Origin of the sequence: Rhodococcus sp. SG20037, from assembly GCF_031763325.1 — a bacterium.
Taxonomy (GTDB): domain Bacteria; phylum Actinomycetota; class Actinomycetes; order Mycobacteriales; family Mycobacteriaceae; genus Rhodococcus_F; species Rhodococcus_F qingshengii.
Genome location: NZ_CP134497.1, coordinates 4016902 through 4032206, shown reverse-complemented (window position 1 = coordinate 4032206; position 15305 = coordinate 4016902). Strand labels below are relative to the sequence as shown.

Genomic DNA, 15305 nt, shown 5'->3' with positions numbered 1-15305 from the left:
TCTGTCGGAGGTCTACGGCAGACTTCGAGCGGAGGGTTCAACGCGGGTCAGACGAATCGGAGAGTCTTTGTGATCAGGGTTTTGGTGCCAACCACAGTGGAGCAGGGCGATCTCGCGGAAGTGCTTCGGTTGTACGACGAACTTGTCACCGAGACCCGAAAAGAGGACGGCTGCATCAATTACGAGTTACTGCAGCGCACCGACAATCCCTGCGAGCTCGTGTTGGTGGAGGAATGGGAATCTCAGGAGCACCTCGACGCCCACACCCATACCGAGCACTTCGTCAGGTTGGTTGAGGCGCTGGCCAAGCTCGAGACGGCAGCGCCGGCGCAGATCTTCACGAAGGTTCTGTAGCGGCGGAGTCAGGTCTCAGTGCTCGCTCAGGCGTCGAACGAACATTCCGGAGAGCCTCGAGTGTCAACTAGGCGACCCGTTCCGACACACGCGGAAACTGGTTTGCATCGACACGCCAGAATCATCGTAGGTCCGTCGAGTCCGCTGTAGGACAGCGCCTTCGGGCGCCAGCCGGGCCTCGTGCCGGTGTCGGCCGACCTGCACGGGCGCTCTATACGGTGACGTCGGAGTAGGGCATATGCTCTGACACCCAAGGAAATACGAATTCCATGAGTAGCAGCACCACCGCGACCACGAGAACGATCGCCAGCAGGGCCTTCACTGGTCGGGGGCCGGGGAGCGCTCCCCAGAGGTATCCGTACATTCATTGCTCCTGGAATGCCGCGGGAATGGTGCCCGAAGTCTTCGAGATTGTTTCGACGAGAACCGCGTGGACGATCAAGCGTTCGCTGTTCGAGTAGAGCGGATGGCACGTGGTCAGTGTCAACATACTTTCCAGCGTGGCGTCGGGCTCGGCCCAAGGGTTTCCGGGCAGCGGGTTGACGACCGCAACATCCCCGGGCACGGTGATGTGCCGCCCGAGGAGATGGACGTAGTCGCCTTCGGAAACACGATCGGCTTGCTCGGGATTCAAGCAGGCTTTCGCCGCAGCGCGACGTTCGGGCGAGGCCTGGTCGAGTGGGAGCAACCGGTACGTCATCCATTGGAACTCGGTCTCCACGACGACGGCATCGCATGCATCGAGTCGATCCAGGTGTTGGAAGACTGCGCCGGAACCATTGCGGTGCCCGGCGAGCGCGAAGTTTCCGGCTTCGCCGGGCATCTGCGAGTCCGGGTAGTGGCCGGGGCCGGCCCGCAGGTCCTCGTTGCGTGTGCCCTCGACGATTGCGTACGCGGCGCCGAGTGTGGGGAAATGCACGCGCGCGAATCCCTCGCCGAGCACAGGGATCAGCGGGGACACCGGCTGACCATCGATCGCTCCTGAGGCTTCGGGGACTTCGGCCCAGGATTCCTCCAGACTGTTGTTGAGCTCGTCCTGCAGCCGCCCTGAGACGATATTGGTCCAGAACGCCTCATAGATGACGAACAGCAGGATGACGACCCCGGCCGTGAGGAGCAGTTCGCCGATTACCTGGCCTGCGCCCGGCCGACGACGCCCTGGAACTTCGGTATCGCTCACGGACCGGGGTCTCCTCTTCACAGATTTACCGAGCTAACTGATGTGTCGAATTGGTGCCGTATCGAACTAGCTGCCCGCGTTGATCGTGGCGCTTCCGGTACCGCCGAGGAGATCGTAAAGGAGTACGGACAGGCGACCGAGGCCGTCGATCGCGGCAGAACCAGTGGTCTCGATGCCTTCGATGACGATCGGGAACGGGAGGAATGACATGGTGTTTCTCCTTCGAAGGGTGGGCCACGGGGGCGGCCGCGAGATGAATACGTCGTGACGGTGACAGGGCGGGTGCGACCAGGCGTATGTCGCACCCGCCCTGTTTCGGTATTCCTGGTTGGGAGTTACTCCTGGCCGGGTCCACGCTTGCGGTTACGCAGGGTGAGCCATGCGCCACCGCCGATCAGTGCCAGCGCCAGACCGGCGAGCCAGATGACGTTCGCGCCGGTTACCGGCAGGGACGAGGACTGGTCCGGTTTGGCCTGAGCAGGATTTCCCGGAGCAGGTGTGCCCGGAGCACCGTTGTGTCCACCACCGTTGTTGCCGGGAGCGTTGTTGCCGGGAGTCGACACGTCAGTGCCTGGTCCTCCGGGTACTTCAGAGCCCGGCCATGTCGGGATTTCCCACGGCGGCAGCGGGATCGGGATCGGGATGATGATCAGCCCATTGCTGCTGGTTTTGTTCTCGAGTCCCAGAACCACCGACTTGCTTGCTTCGCCGGTGAGCTCGACGGAAGTTGCGGTCGGTTCGCCGTCGATCGTCGAGACGTCCGCCTTGCCTTCCTTGACGCCCCAGATCACGTCACCCCACTTGACGTTGGTGACGTCGGTGTGAGCACCGGTTTCTGTGAAAGTGATGTCGGTGTTCAGCGGGAACTGGACTCGGCCGTCGATGACGGCTGCGTCGCACTGGGCGGTCGGAGTGACCGAAGCGCCCGGCTTGACATCGAGGACACAAGACCGCGCCTCATTGTCGATGTCCGTCCACGTAGCCGTGACCTGGAAGATCGTGGATCCGTCCTTGGCCACCTGGCTGCCCTTGGGGCCGGTCACGATCTTGTCGATATCCACCTCGGTGGTCGGGATCGGGCGGTTGTGGATCTCCACCACAGCCTTCTCACCGGCCACCGCCTTGACGGTGTCGCGGTAATCGGCGTCACCGGCATCCGCGGAGACGTAGTAGTACGGCCGCGCCCAGTCGATACCGGCCAGTGGCTTGGGGTCGACCTCGGAGAAGGTGATCACGGTGTTCCGCGGCACAACCTCGTCGGACGTCCAGCTCCAGTCGTTTCCGGCATCGAGGGTGATGCTCTGGCCCACTGCCGGGAAATCAGTTCCAGCGGGGAGTGCCGGATCGATTCCGTCGATGCGGACCTCGAACGTCGCGCTGTCAGGCAGGTCGGCCTCGGGTGCGCGGACGGGGTTGCCGTCAGCGTCGAGGATGAACTTCGTGAATTCGACCGATCCGAATTTCCACAGCGCCTCGTTCGACAGCGTGATCAGCCGACCGTCGGTCGGGTCGTCGGAGACTATGCCCGTCGCGGTGCCGTCGAGGTTCGAGTGCAGCCACGATTCGCCTTCCGGGCTGGTGCCCCAGGAGATCGTGCCCCACTCGACTCCGTCGACATCGGGACGGCCGGTCTCGGTGAAGGTCACCTCGGTGCCGACAGGGAGGTCGACGCCGAGCGGTGTGGTCTGTCCCTGCTTGACGCTCAGCACCTGGGTGCGGTACTCCACACCGTCGCGCCAACGCGCCTCGACCGTGAACTCCACGTCGTCGCCGACGGCCTCGGCGGCCTCACCGCCGACCTGCTTTGCAATGCGCAGAGTGCCGTCGTTGACGTCGACGAAGTTCGACACCTCGATCTTGCGCAGATCCTTGCCGATGGTCACCACGGCCTCGTTGTCCGGACTGATCCTGACATTCCCGGAGTATGCGGGCACGCCATAGGCGAGACCATCACCGTTTGCCGGAACCAGCTCTGTCAGTGTGACTTCGGTGCCGCCCGGCAGGTTCTCGCCGAACGGAACCGTGGTGCCGTCGGACGGAAGAGACAGCGTCTTGCTCTGCGGGTTGTCGTCCGTATCGAGCCAGGTGGCAATCACGTCGAAGCTGGCCGGTACGGCCTTGTCGGAAGCCTTCGGGCCCGTGAGCTTTTTGCTCACTTCGAAGGTGCCTTGCGTGATCGTGGCCTCGTTGGTGACGGAGACCGTGTTCGCCGACGCGTCGGTGCCGATGGTGAGCGTCTTCGGGCTGATCACCGGCAGCGACCACGTCACGAGGTCGGTGTTCGTCGGTTGGACCTCGGTGAAGGTGACTTTCGCTCCGATGGGCAATTTGCCCAGGTCGTAGTGCTGACCGTCCTTCAGGGTGAATTGACGCAGCTCGTTGCCGGCGGCGTCGTCACCAAAGGCGATCTCTGCGTTGACGACGAAAGCCTCGAGCCCCGTGCGCGCTCCGTCACCGATGACGGATTTGGTGATCCTCGCCGATCCCAGGCTCGCTTTGTTGAGCAGTGTGACACCGACATTGCTCTTCGGCGTGATGGTCACCAGCGCCTCGGTGCGGTCCCCGTTGAGCGTCACACCCTCCGACGGGCGGAACGTCCCTCTCTCGAAGTACACACCGTCAACGGTCGGGAGGTTGATCTCGGACAGGCGGATCTGCCAGCCGGTTCCGCGGGGGTTGATCCCACTGACGGGTGTCCCGTCAGCCTTCACCTTGATCTCGTAGGAGCTCACCGGGGCGTCGGTCGCTGGATCTTGCCCGGGGGCGAACTCCTCGACTTTCACAGTGAACTCGGTGTCTTCCGGGAATTTCTCGGAGAAGGGAGCGATCTCCTTCAGAAGCGAGAACGAGCCCCGCGACACACCTTGGCCGGTGCCGCCGCCGCCCCATTCCTGCTTGACGCTCTTCGACAGCGTCTGCTTGCCGGCATAGGTGAGGGTGTTGGAGTATTCCGTGTCGCGCTGGTCCAGTCCGCCGCTGCTGGTGCACAGGGTGTAGCTGACGAGGTACTTCGTCTGACGGCTGTAACCGTCCGCGTCCCGAGGGAGGGTGAGATCGAAACCGCCGTCGGCGCGCGCCACCGAGGTGGCGTCGGTTATATCGCGTTTCTTGTTGCCGTCGAAGAAGTCTTGCGCGACGACCTTGAGATTGAGGTTGCTCTTGAGATCGCCGCCGATTTCACACACCGTCATGTTCGGTGAGAACCTGTCGTTGATGACCGCCGGTTCCGTAAGGCCCTCGAGATCGTGTCCGGAGATTTCCACGGTCCAATTGAGGGTGGTGCCTGCCGGCTGCTCCACACCGCCGATCGTCTGCGACGTGGTGTTGATCGCGCCGTTCTTGCCGCTCGTGAACCCAGGTCCCTCAGTCTTTCCCGTGATCGACGTCTTGTTGACGACCGCCGAGTTGGTGAGATGGTCCTCGGAGTCCGGCACCTCGGTGGTGGTCAGGCAGGTCCGGTACGTGAAGTAGTAATACTGTTCTTCGTTGAATGTGTCCGGGTTATCCACAGTGATCGCCGCGGTGAAGGTACTCGCGCCGGCTACTGCGCCGATGGGAGCAATGGTGAATCCTGCGGCAGGAGTGCGGTAGTTGGGTTCGTTCTCCCGCCCTGGGAGGTAGTCAGACTTCTCGATGACTACCTGCACGCCCGAGGCACAGACCGCATGGGGGCCGCCGAAGGTGTCGGTGATGTCGATCTTGTGGTTGTTGGCGGCAATGTCGGTGCCCGGAACCACAATCGTCCAGACGGCTTCCATATTGCGCTTACCACCGTCGAGGTAGCCGCCCTTCCAGGGCTCGGTCTGCGGCGCGTAGTCCTGTCCCACGCCATCCGAAGCCACCGTGTTGTCACCGATCGTCACGGAGTTGGTGTACTGAGTCCCCTTGAGATCCACAACGCCGCTGGTCGTGCATGAGGTGTACTCGATGCGGTAGAGCTTGCTGCCCTCGAAGGGCCCGCCGTTGTTGATGTTGATCGTGACCTGATCACCCGCGTCGGGTTGGGTGACGGTGACGCCGCCAGGGGTCTCTTTGAGATCGCCCGGGCGACCGGACCACAGCTTCGCGTTGAGCAGGCTGCCCGCACACACCTTCATGTTGTCGGAGAGCTCGTCGCTCAGGGTCACCGAACCGGTGTTGCCTGTGTCCAACTTGGCCAGATCTGCGCCGGGGATGTCGATGGTCCACCGCACTGACTGCTTGTTGTCCTGGAGTTTGCCGGACTTCGTCGACTCGCCGATTACGCGGCCGTCGGTGATGCCGCCCGTGCCGGGCAGGTCGACCTGCGTGACCTTGTTGTTGATCGTGAAATCCACAGTCTCTGACGTGGTGTACTCGACTGCCTTCGTGTAGACGAAGAAATCGCCCTTCACCTCGTCCGGCCGATCCGCCACAGCGTCGGAGAGCACGCAGGTCATGAGATTGGTGGAAGCAGCCAGATCGCATGTGCCCCAAACCGTCCCATCGTCGCCCTCCAGCGCGATCGTCGGGTTGGACTGAAGCTTCAGCTCGCCAGGGAATTCAATGGTGAACTGGTCGCCCGGCTGCGGACTCGCGCTTGACGCGTCCCAAATGCCCTTCACCGTGACGGAGTCCCCGACCGTGATCTGCTGGTCGTTCTTTCCTTCGACCTGGATGTCGGTGATTTTCACATCGATGCCGGGATTGACTCCGCGTGCGGCCAGTCGCTGCGCCGCCACAGGAGTCGTCGACGAGGACGCCGTCGTGATCGGCGGTTTCGCAGAAGTGGGTGACTCCGACGTGGAAGTAGGCGGTGCCGTCGTCTTCAGTGGCGCCTCCGTCGTAGTCGCGGGCGGCTTCGGTGTGGTCGGAACTATTGTGGTCGGAACTATGGTGGTCGAGGTCCCGACGTCATCGGCCGAGGCAACCTGGACGAAAGAGAACGACGATACGACCAGCGCCAGGACCGCAACGATCATCCCCAAAGCTGCCCACCGAGACACCACCCCCTCCCCGGCACGGCGTGGGAAGACACGGTTACGCATGACGAACACCTTTCGTTCAGAACACATGATTTAGGCCCCGTTTCCGGGGCCGTCGAATAGGGAAACGGGACCTTTGAGCCGCTCTGGAGCCTGGTTGCGAGCGTTGGTGATTCTCAGGCGACCTACTGCGGAGCCGAACAGTTGGTAATCGGACCTGGTTGGCGCCAGCGCAGACCGACGGCCGGCTCTGGGTAGGCCAGGAAATTCCAAGAAAAATCGACCGCCGGTATTACCTAACGCGACGACCTTCGAGGTACTAAAGGCTGCGGCCGAGGATCTTTCCTGCGCGATTCATTGCAGTTCGAGCATGAGCACCATCCCGGATAGCAAAAGCAACAGTGCGATGGCTCCGAGGGGGGAGTCTTCGTGCTACGTGCTTCGCTGCCGTGACGGTTTTCATGAAATTCCTTTCTTTGGCACAACGTAAAGAAATGTGCGCGGGGCCGTTCGCGAGAAGATGCAAATTCCGCGCAAACAACGCAGAAGGCGCAAACCGGGCGATGCGCAATCAGGAATCTAACACGAGCAAATCGCATAGCTGGACACGCCATGGACGTGCGTCCATGCAAGAAAAACTGCGCTTACCTGGGTATATCTATCTTCCGTTGATTTCTTTCAAGTTAACTGGCTGGTTCATCACAATTCGATCTCGACCATCAGTTGCATGCCTGCCTTGGCACTTGTCGACAATCGGTGAGCGGCCGAGCCGAGTCGGCGCTGCTGTACCGAATGAGCCTTTATGCAGTTCACTGCCCCTTATTTGCTGTCGGAACGACAAGGTGTGGAGCGAATTATCTGTGTACACACGCTCGACATAAATGCAAATCATTTTTCTGTGTATAGGAGGAGGGTGAATTAGGGGGTGAATTCAGTCGCGGGTCATCGAAACCCCTGTTCTGAAATGATCCAGAGATAGGGGTCACATTAGATTCGTTTTTCTTAGCAGATTGGATTCCGGCCTCAGTTAACTGTCGATAATGCTTCGGGGGCCGACATGGCATTTCGAGACGAAGAATCGCCCAGCTTTTCGTAGAAGGCCTTCGGTACGGTTACGTCAGTCCAGCTGATCACGCGCCGCAGCGACTTTGGGCGACGCTCTTGTGCGCACGGATGAGGCACTGTCTGGGATGTGTGTGGATCTCGGAAAATGCCACGTCGGAGGCTTCTTCGAAGATCTCGAGACCTCGCAAGTTCAGGTCGTTCTCGCGCGCCTCGGCACGATGAACTGGCTTACTTTTCAAGCGCTTTCGATGCCCGGAGTCAAATGGTGACGGTCGTTGCGTAGTTGCTGACGGTGGATGCGACCGGTTCGATCGGCGTGCAGTCGCCACATCCGAGCAACCGCACCGAGTGGCCGCGAGGTCCCTCAGCCGGTACTTTTCGCAGCTCTCTGGACACTTCGCGAAATCGGACCTTCGAATCGAGTTCTCGCGCAACCATTCTGACGCAGCTTGTGTCAATGGCGCTACACCCGCGGCTGCCCGCAAGGTTTGACTGCCCCGGCTGCTGTGACGCCTTGGGATCCGGAGCGCAGAGATTCTGTGACAGTCGCGGCCGCTCCGCGCAGCGTGTTGCATGCGACTCAGCCGCCATTGGTGGACTCTTGCCTACCGACTCGTCGTCGTAGAACTTCGTGAGACGACCTTGTCGCAGGGAAGGGCTACAACGAGTCGCAGGGAAGGGCTACAACGATTGGTCGGGTCCGGTCAACGAGGCGGGACCGGTAGTCGGTTGGTGTGCGCCGGTGAACCGCTCGACGACGGATACAACGACGATCGCGAGTGCCAGGATTCCAACGGTCCGGGCGAGTGACTTCAGGGTCTTCGGAAGCGCCTTCTTCATGCGAGGCAGATTACTGCGGACGGTACGCAATTTGTGGGCTAGGTTTCGGTCCGGATCGGATCGGTCTGAAGAGAGATCGCTTTATCCACGCAGCGTGACTATTCGTGATGCAAATCTTGTGGTGCCCCGGCAGGATTCGAACCTGCGGCCACACAACTAAGTGCACCACAGCACCGACAAGACACCTCTCGCGAACTGGCGGGCTGTGGTGCAGCGGGCGCCGCAATCTAGACCGATTTCGACCGTGCAGTGTGCCATGACTGGCGACATGTCGGAGAGTCGCGGTGACGCAAGATTCTCCTACGTGGGATTCTGTGCGAAATCCCCAACCAAATGGCTAGGGCCCGCGTCCGACGAAGGATATGGCTGAGGCTTACTCTTCACTCGGCGGTGCTCCGCGATGGACCAACACGCGAGCACTGCCGAGGTCGCGAAAAGGATTGGGCGGTTGTAGCCCCAGGGTGAAAATACTACATCCCAAAGGCCTTGTATCGACACGAGGATCACCAACGCGGCGTATTGCCCTCGCGCTCGGATGGCTGCAGCGGAAAATAGGAAGATTAGCAAGGCAGGGAATCCGGCGGCCAAGATTCCACCAGCGGCCCACGATTCGAAGAATACCGAATGCAGGGAGACTTGCCCCCCGTCTCGAATCCAGATCTTTCGGTACGAGTCGGGGTTTGCCATTCCGAGGTCTTTGGCGATTTGGACGCCCGACGCTTCGGTGGCGCGGTCAATCTTGTTCAGATTGCCCCACCCTATTAGCGGCTTCTCTGAGATGGCCGCGATTGAGAATGGGGGCTCGACCCGGCCTGCGAGAAAGGATGGCGCGTCGGAAACTTGTTCCTGAGCAATGGTCCGAGCCTGTACGTCAGCTCCGAAAGTGCCAGACGAAATAGCATTCGGCAGGAGCACCGCCAAAGCATAGATGCCGACTAGTGCGACCCCAATCTTAGCCCATCTGGGACGGCTTGATGGACCCTTCGCTATCAGCATGACCACAGAAATCAGGCAGACGAGTGCGTGGGACCGGAACCCTAGAGACATGCTGGTGACGCCCAGGGTTGCGAGCAGTACAACTGACACCCATGTTTTACCAGTCGACACGGCCATGTAAATCAGAATTATCGTCACGGGTGTGGCGATCCCATACTTCCACAAGTGTTCAAATGAGTCTGATGTATTGCTAGTGCCGATCAAGATGAAAAACAAGGCATGGCCAGCAGCGGTCCAAGCGATCAATTGCCCTGCATCTCGTTCGCCGGCCGTCAACTTAACCGCCGATGATGCGAACAGTGCCGCAGCGAGAAGCGATACGACCGCTGTCACGGGAAGCGGCACTCCTTGAAGGAAAGCGCTGACGGCGATCATAGATGCAGCCCCGATGGCCGCCCCAATGAGCGCCTTACTCCATCGGGGCCATCCATTCAGGGGCTTTATCGGAATCAGAAATATTCCAGGTACTGATGCTGCGCAGAACGCGGAGCGAAACCACGGCATAGGCACGGCGGCAAGCAATCCGAAAACTCGTCGGTAATTGTCATATGTCGTCGACTTGGTTCGTGGCACCCTTCCGAATGCCCATGGCATGACGCTCGCAGTGACTGCCGAAATGGCCGTTCCGATGAAGATGGCGAGGATCGCGGTGTCTACTGTTTCAGGTTCAAGCATCGACACGGTCCTGCGCAAGGTGAGCCATCGTTTCATTGTCCGGTAAACCGGTGTGTTGGCCTATGGATTTTGGTGCGCGGATTGTGCGACGAAAGTCCTGTCTTTCCTTGCGATGTCTCGATAGGGAAGCCCCCCAACCTCGCAATGAGGGTGGGGGGCTTTCGTCATCCGCAGTAGAACTGTTGCTGCTAGCTGCCGAAGATGTCGCCGAGTGAACCGAGTGAACCGGTGCCTGTCTCGGGCTTCGGATCCTTCTTGGCGAAGTTGGTGGTGCAGCCGTTGAACTTCACCGCGTCGACGAAGACGCTCGAGGCCGCCGAGCCGGTGCCGACGCTCACACCGTAGTGCTCGACCTTCGCGCCGGGGTTGGCTGCCACGATGGCATCGAGTGAGGTGGGCTCGCCCTTTACTGCACCGCCGATGGTACGGGTGCTCCACCAGAGTCCGTCCTGGATGTTCTCGTGCTTGACCGCAATGTCCGTGACAGGTGCGTCGTTCTGGCTCGGCACCCACACCAGAGTGGTGAAACCGTTGTCTTTCGGATTCGTGGTACCGGTCAAACGCAGCTGGAACGCGGCGCTGGTGGTTACGGCGCGCTCGGAGAACCCGATTTCCTTGGCAGCCGCGTCGGCGAGCTTGATGCTTCCAGCCGCGTGGTACGACACCGAGCGGTCGTTGACGTCGGTGACTTCGAGTTTGAGTGAGCCGTCCTTGTCGAAGACATTATCGGCCGCGTAGGAGGCGATCTGGTCCTTCTCGTCGGTGAACGGGATTCCCCAGCCGTTCGCGGTGGTTTCGGTAGACGTTGTGGAGCAGGTGAAGCCCGCTTCCGGCTCTGCGGAACCGAGTGAACCAGTGGGTGCTGCGCCCGCGAAAGCCGGTGCAATCAATGCAGCGGAGCCGACAAGTGCGGCAACGATTCCGGCGCGGCGGGTGGCTTTAGACATGCGTGATGAACCTCTCGGAGGGTAAAACGGGGGTGAAGGTCTGTAAAAATTAGCACAGACTGTTCGGTTTGTGAATGTTGAGGATGGGGAACGATTGCCCAAGGTTGTCCAAGGAAAAAGGCTGGCAAGTAACGTATTTCGGTTTCCCGCGCGAATTACGATCAAGGTTTGTGTGAATCGGCACTTGTGATTTCTCAGCGAGTGAGAACGAGCTGCCTTGTGGCTGCCCCTTGTAGTGGGGTCGCCTGCCGGGGTGGCCCCCGCGTGCACACCGGCAGGTCGGCGCACCTGAGCTGTCGGGAACACGTGCACCCAGGATGACCCACTGGGCGACCGGCCAGGTCGAGGCCGGTGGATCAATGCAGGGCGAAATGACGAATCGCGACGTGCGTTTGATCGGCCACCGCAGCGTCCGACTCAACGAAAGTAATTCGCGATCTACCGATTAGCGTGCGGATCGTACAGAGTTCCACCATTCGAACGAACGCTGCGCCCAAACTTCAGGGGAGGGTCGGGTGCCGCGCTTGACACCACGGGGGTTCCTGTTCGGCGCCCACGCGAGTACGACACTCTTGCGCCAGACGTGCTGGCGCCCGAGCTTGAATCTGAGAGGCCCATTACTGATGTGGGCCCAAATAGCCTGGTTCCCTTTGGAGTTCCGGGTGTGACAGAAGCATTGCAGGGCTTTCCAGAACTCGTCTTCCGTACCAATTCGCTCCGCCGCTGGACAGCAAGATTGTCGATGACAAGCCGGGATTCGGCGCCCAACTTATGGTGTATCCACTGGACTCACCTGAGAACCGCACAACAACACTTACTCAACACTTTGGCCGGGATTGAGTGGGATAACGCAGGAATGCCGCGTCGGTCATGGCTTCGTACGTGCAGGTGTAGAGGGTATTCGTTCCTGGGAAAACGATACAAAAGTGCCCCCGGCAGGATTCGAACCTGCGACCAAGAGATTAGAAGGCTCTTGCTCTATCCCCTGAGCTACGGAGGCGCGTGGAACATCATACTCGAGGGTTCGGGATGTGACGCGCGCCGCCCAACTCCGACGCGTTGTCGTAGTCGGTTCGCGAAGGTCCTACCCTTGAGGTATGGCTACACCCGACCTCGCGCCGACAGATTCCCCACCGGAGTCCACACAGCACAGCGGTGCACCCGCTTCTTCGACCGCGATATTCGTGGTCAGTGGACTCATCGCAGGGCTCACCGCAGCCATCGTGGTGGGATTCTCCGCGTCGCAGGCACTGACTCTTCTGGGTATCCCGGATCCAGGCCCGATCACCACGTACGGCCTGCCCGCGATGCGGGCACTGGGGGAGATCGCCGCGGTTATTGCGATCGGGTCACTGCTGCTGGCCGCGTTCTTCGTGCCGCCGCAGAAGTCGGGTGTCCTCGACGTCGACGGCTATCGGGCAGTCCGAACTGCATCGCACGCCGCGATCGTGTGGGCGATCTGTTCGTTCATGATGGTGCCTCTGACGCTCTCTGACACGTCGGGTCAGCCGTTTGCCGAAGCGATCAAACCGGCGAACCTGTGGTCGGGACTCGATCAGGTCGAGATCGCCGGCGCTTGGCGTTGGACGGCGATCATCGCGGTTGTTCTGGCGATCCTGGCCCGACTGACACTGCGCTGGTGGTGGACTCCGCTCCTGCTGCTGGTCGGTCTCCTCGGACTGATGCCGCTTGCTCTCACCGGTCACTCGTCTTCGGGCGGCTCGCATGACATCGCTACCAATAGTCTGATCCTGCACCTCGTGGCGGCTTCGCTCTGGGCCGGCGGGTTGTTCGCGCTACTGGCACACGCGCGCCGCGGCGGCGATTACACCGACGTAGCAGCCCGACGCTTTTCGACGGTCGCATCCATCTGCTTCGTCGTCATGGGATTCAGCGGCGTCATCAATGCGATTGTCCGTCTGCCTCTCGACGACGTATTCACCACGACGTATGGACGATTGATCGTCGCGAAAACCGTTGCACTGATCATCCTCGGGTTCTTCGGTTGGGCTCAGCGGAGTCGGGCGCTACCGGCGCTGGCGGAGAACCCCAAGAGTCGCTCTGCCCTGGTTCGATTTGCCGGCGCTGAAGGCATCGTGATGGCGGCAACCATCGGTCTCGCGATCGGCCTCGGTCGTACCCCGCCGCCCCCGCCGCTGTCGATTCCCTCGATCCCCGAGGTCGAACTCGGTTACAACCTTCCGGACCCGCCGTCGTTCATGGCCTTCGTGACGGACTGGCGATTCGACCTTATGTTCGGCACCGCCGCGATCGCCGCGGCGATTCTGTACGGAATCGGCCTGCGCAAGCTGGCCAAGCGTGGGGATTCCTGGCCTGTCGGCCGAACCATCGCCTGGATGAGCGGTTGTGCGGTGCTCTTGATCGCCACGTCTTCGGGCGTCGGCAAGTACGCGCCGGCAGTATTCAGCGTTCACATGGGTGCGCACATGGCGCTGTCGATGTTGGGCCCAGTCCTGCTGGTTCTGGGTGCGCCGATCACTTTGGCTCTGCGGGCCCTGGATCCGGCAGGCAAGGACGGCGTGCCCGGCATTCGCGAGTGGATTCTGACCGCTCTGCACAGCCCGTTCTCGCGATTCATCACCCACCCGATCGTGGCGGCAGTTCTCTTCGTCGGCGGTTTCTACGCGCTGTATCTCGGCGGAATCTACGGTGCGACGGTCGACTCGCACAGCGCTCACCTGCTGATGAACCTGCACTTCATCCTCAGCGGCTATCTCTTCTATTGGGTGGCGATCGGAATCGACCCGTCACCACGTCAATTGCAGCCAGTGACCAAGCTGGCAATGGTCTTCGGCTCACTTCCGTTCCACGCCTTCTTCGGCGTGGCATTGATGAGCACCACCGCCGTCATGGGCGGCGCGTACTTCCGTTCGCTCGGCCTCGGCTGGAACAACGACCTGATCGGCGATCAGCAGCTGGGCGGCAGCATCGCGTGGGCGACCGGCGAGATCCCGCTCATGGTGGTCATGCTCGCGCTACTGGTTCAGTGGTCGCGCAGCGATGGCAGGACAGCGCGCCGAACCGACCGTGCGGCCGAGCGCGACCACGACGCCGACCTCGCCGCGCACAACGCGATGTTCGCCGAATTGGCCAGGCGAGACCGCGAAGGGTGGAAACCCCGTGAGGCTGCTGACGCGGAGACTGCAAGCGAGGACTCTGCGGACGAGACACCCAGCGAGAAGAAATCCGACGAATCCTCCACTAGCACTTAGCTCCGACACTGCCCGGGCCGTTTGGCTCGGGCAGTGCTGTTTCTCCACAGCTGTTCCACCGATGCACAGGTGGAAATCGAAGATCCCGAGCCACGCGTTTGTCGTTCCACAATCGAAACTGCCGACGCAGTGATCGGCCCCGCGGCAGTTGGCGGGTTCTGGAGTTCGAAGGGGGATCGGACATGTACGAAACGCATGCAACGGTTGTCGGAACCGTCATCACCAATCCGGTGAAGCGGCAGACCACCAATGGCGAAGAGGTGCTGAGCTTTCGGATGGCGAGCAACACGCGTCGCAAAGACGCGGTGACCGGAGAGTGGACGGACGGAGCGACCCTCTATCTCACGGTCAGCTGCTGGCGGCGGTTGGTCACCGGCGTCGGCGCATCCATCATGAAGGGTGATCCGGTCATGGTGGCGGGGGAGTTGCGCACCAACGAGTACACGACCAAAGAGGGTGTGCCTCGTTCCGATCTCGAGCTACGGGCGACTGCGGTAGGCGCGGACCTTGCTCGTTGCATCTCGAAGATCGAGCGTCAGAGCAAGCCGACGTCGGCGGAGAATGTCGAGGACGCAGTCGACACCGTCGCTGCGTGAGGAATCAGACCGAAGGTTTCGGGCAGTCGCGGGGCCGCGAGTCGTGCCCCGCGTCCACTCGCTCGAGAAGTTCGGTGAGAGTTGCTCGCTCCGATTCGTCGAGGTCGTCGAACACATCCGAAGATTCGCGTCGTTGAGCTTTTGCGACGTCGGCAGCGAGGGTAGCGCCGGCGTCGGTGAGCTCGAGTAACACGGCTCGCCGATCGTTCGGATCGGGAGTGCGGCGCACCCATCCGGCCTCTTCGAGGGAATCCACGACGTCGGTCGCCGACCGCGGAACGATGCGCAATCGCTCGGCAAGAAACCCGAGTCGAACCGGCTCGCCCACTCGGGTCAGTACTCGCAGCGCTCGGCTTTGCGACGGCGAGAGACCGAATGGTTCCAGCGCTGCCACCTGACGTCGGCGGATGAGCCGTGCCACGGACATCACGACGTCGGTGAGTTCGCGCTCTCGGGAATGCATGGCGTCAGTCTAG

10 protein-coding genes and 1 tRNA gene are annotated in these 15305 nt (G+C 61.1%); 3 read left to right on the top strand and 8 right to left on the bottom strand.

Features of this window, described 5'->3' with window-relative positions; genetic code table 11:
- Positions 1–84: 84 nt before the first annotated feature.
- Positions 85–354 (top strand): putative quinol monooxygenase, encoded by a 270-nt coding sequence (locus RHP72_RS18455; protein ID WP_231915233.1) that lies wholly within the window; start codon positions 85–87, stop codon positions 352–354.
- A gap of 211 nt (positions 355–565) precedes the next feature.
- Here RHP72_RS18455 and RHP72_RS18450 read toward each other — a convergent pair whose 3' ends face one another.
- From RHP72_RS18450 to RHP72_RS18420, 7 genes are all read right to left on the bottom strand, one after another.
- Complete coding sequence (locus RHP72_RS18450; protein ID WP_003945315.1) at positions 566–718, bottom strand: hypothetical protein; 153 nt, start codon at positions 716–718, stop codon at positions 566–568.
- Positions 719–1534: a class E sortase gene (locus RHP72_RS18445; protein WP_058038880.1), complete on the bottom strand. Its 816-nt coding sequence runs from the start codon at positions 1532–1534 to the stop codon at positions 719–721.
- Positions 1535–1600: 66 nt separating this feature from the next.
- On the bottom strand, positions 1601–1744 hold the full coding sequence (locus RHP72_RS18440; protein ID WP_003945342.1) for a hypothetical protein: 144 nt from the start codon (positions 1742–1744) through the stop codon (positions 1601–1603).
- A gap of 125 nt (positions 1745–1869) precedes the next feature.
- Positions 1870–6474, bottom strand: coding sequence for a DUF5979 domain-containing protein (locus RHP72_RS18435; protein WP_397517616.1), 4605 nt, complete (start codon positions 6472–6474; stop codon positions 1870–1872).
- Positions 6475–8223: 1749 nt separating this feature from the next.
- On the bottom strand, positions 8224–8382 hold the full coding sequence (locus RHP72_RS18430; protein ID WP_003945304.1) for a hypothetical protein: 159 nt from the start codon (positions 8380–8382) through the stop codon (positions 8224–8226).
- 1859 nt (positions 8383–10241) lie between these two features.
- Entirely contained in the window at positions 10242–11000 is a 759-nt protein-coding gene (locus tag RHP72_RS18425) for a hypothetical protein (RefSeq protein ID WP_161120685.1), read from the bottom strand.
- A gap of 927 nt (positions 11001–11927) precedes the next feature.
- Positions 11928–12000, bottom strand: a tRNA-Arg gene (locus RHP72_RS18420).
- A 97-nt stretch (positions 12001–12097) separates the two neighbouring features.
- On the opposite strand from RHP72_RS18420, the gene RHP72_RS18415 reads away from it, so the two are divergent.
- Together RHP72_RS18415 and ssb are read left to right on the top strand one after the other, a co-directional pair.
- A complete protein-coding gene (locus RHP72_RS18415) occupies positions 12098–14233 on the top strand; it encodes a cytochrome c oxidase assembly protein (protein ID WP_283377257.1) in 2136 nt (711 codons plus the stop codon).
- 182 nt (positions 14234–14415) lie between these two features.
- Positions 14416–14829 (top strand): single-stranded DNA-binding protein, encoded by a 414-nt coding sequence (ssb, locus tag RHP72_RS18410; protein ID WP_007733347.1) that lies wholly within the window; start codon positions 14416–14418, stop codon positions 14827–14829.
- A 4-nt stretch (positions 14830–14833) separates the two neighbouring features.
- On the opposite strand, the gene RHP72_RS18405 is transcribed toward ssb, so the two are convergent.
- Positions 14834–15292: a MarR family winged helix-turn-helix transcriptional regulator gene (locus RHP72_RS18405; protein ID WP_003945320.1), complete on the bottom strand. Its 459-nt coding sequence runs from the start codon at positions 15290–15292 to the stop codon at positions 14834–14836.
- Positions 15293–15305 lie beyond the last annotated feature (13 nt).

Excerpts from the sequence above, each read along its gene's own strand:
- RHP72_RS18450 (WP_003945315.1), bottom strand. The coding sequence starts at position 718 with ATGTACGGATACCTCTGGGGAGCGCTCCCCGGCCCCCGACCAGTGAAG.
- RHP72_RS18440 (WP_003945342.1), bottom strand. The coding sequence starts at position 1,744 with ATGTCATTCCTCCCGTTCCCGATCGTCATCGAAGGCATCGAGACCACT.
- RHP72_RS18435 (WP_397517616.1), bottom strand. The coding sequence starts at position 6,474 with ATGATCGTTGCGGTCCTGGCGCTGGTCGTATCGTCGTTCTCTTTCGTC.
- RHP72_RS18430 (WP_003945304.1), bottom strand. The coding sequence starts at position 8,382 with ATGAAGAAGGCGCTTCCGAAGACCCTGAAGTCACTCGCCCGGACCGTT.
- RHP72_RS18425 (WP_161120685.1), bottom strand. The coding sequence starts at position 11,000 with ATGTCTAAAGCCACCCGCCGCGCCGGAATCGTTGCCGCACTTGTCGGC.
- RHP72_RS18415 (WP_283377257.1), top strand. The coding sequence starts at position 12,098 with ATGGCTACACCCGACCTCGCGCCGACAGATTCCCCACCGGAGTCCACA.
- ssb (WP_007733347.1), top strand. The coding sequence starts at position 14,416 with ATGTACGAAACGCATGCAACGGTTGTCGGAACCGTCATCACCAATCCG.
- RHP72_RS18405 (WP_003945320.1), bottom strand. The coding sequence starts at position 15,292 with ATGCATTCCCGAGAGCGCGAACTCACCGACGTCGTGATGTCCGTGGCA.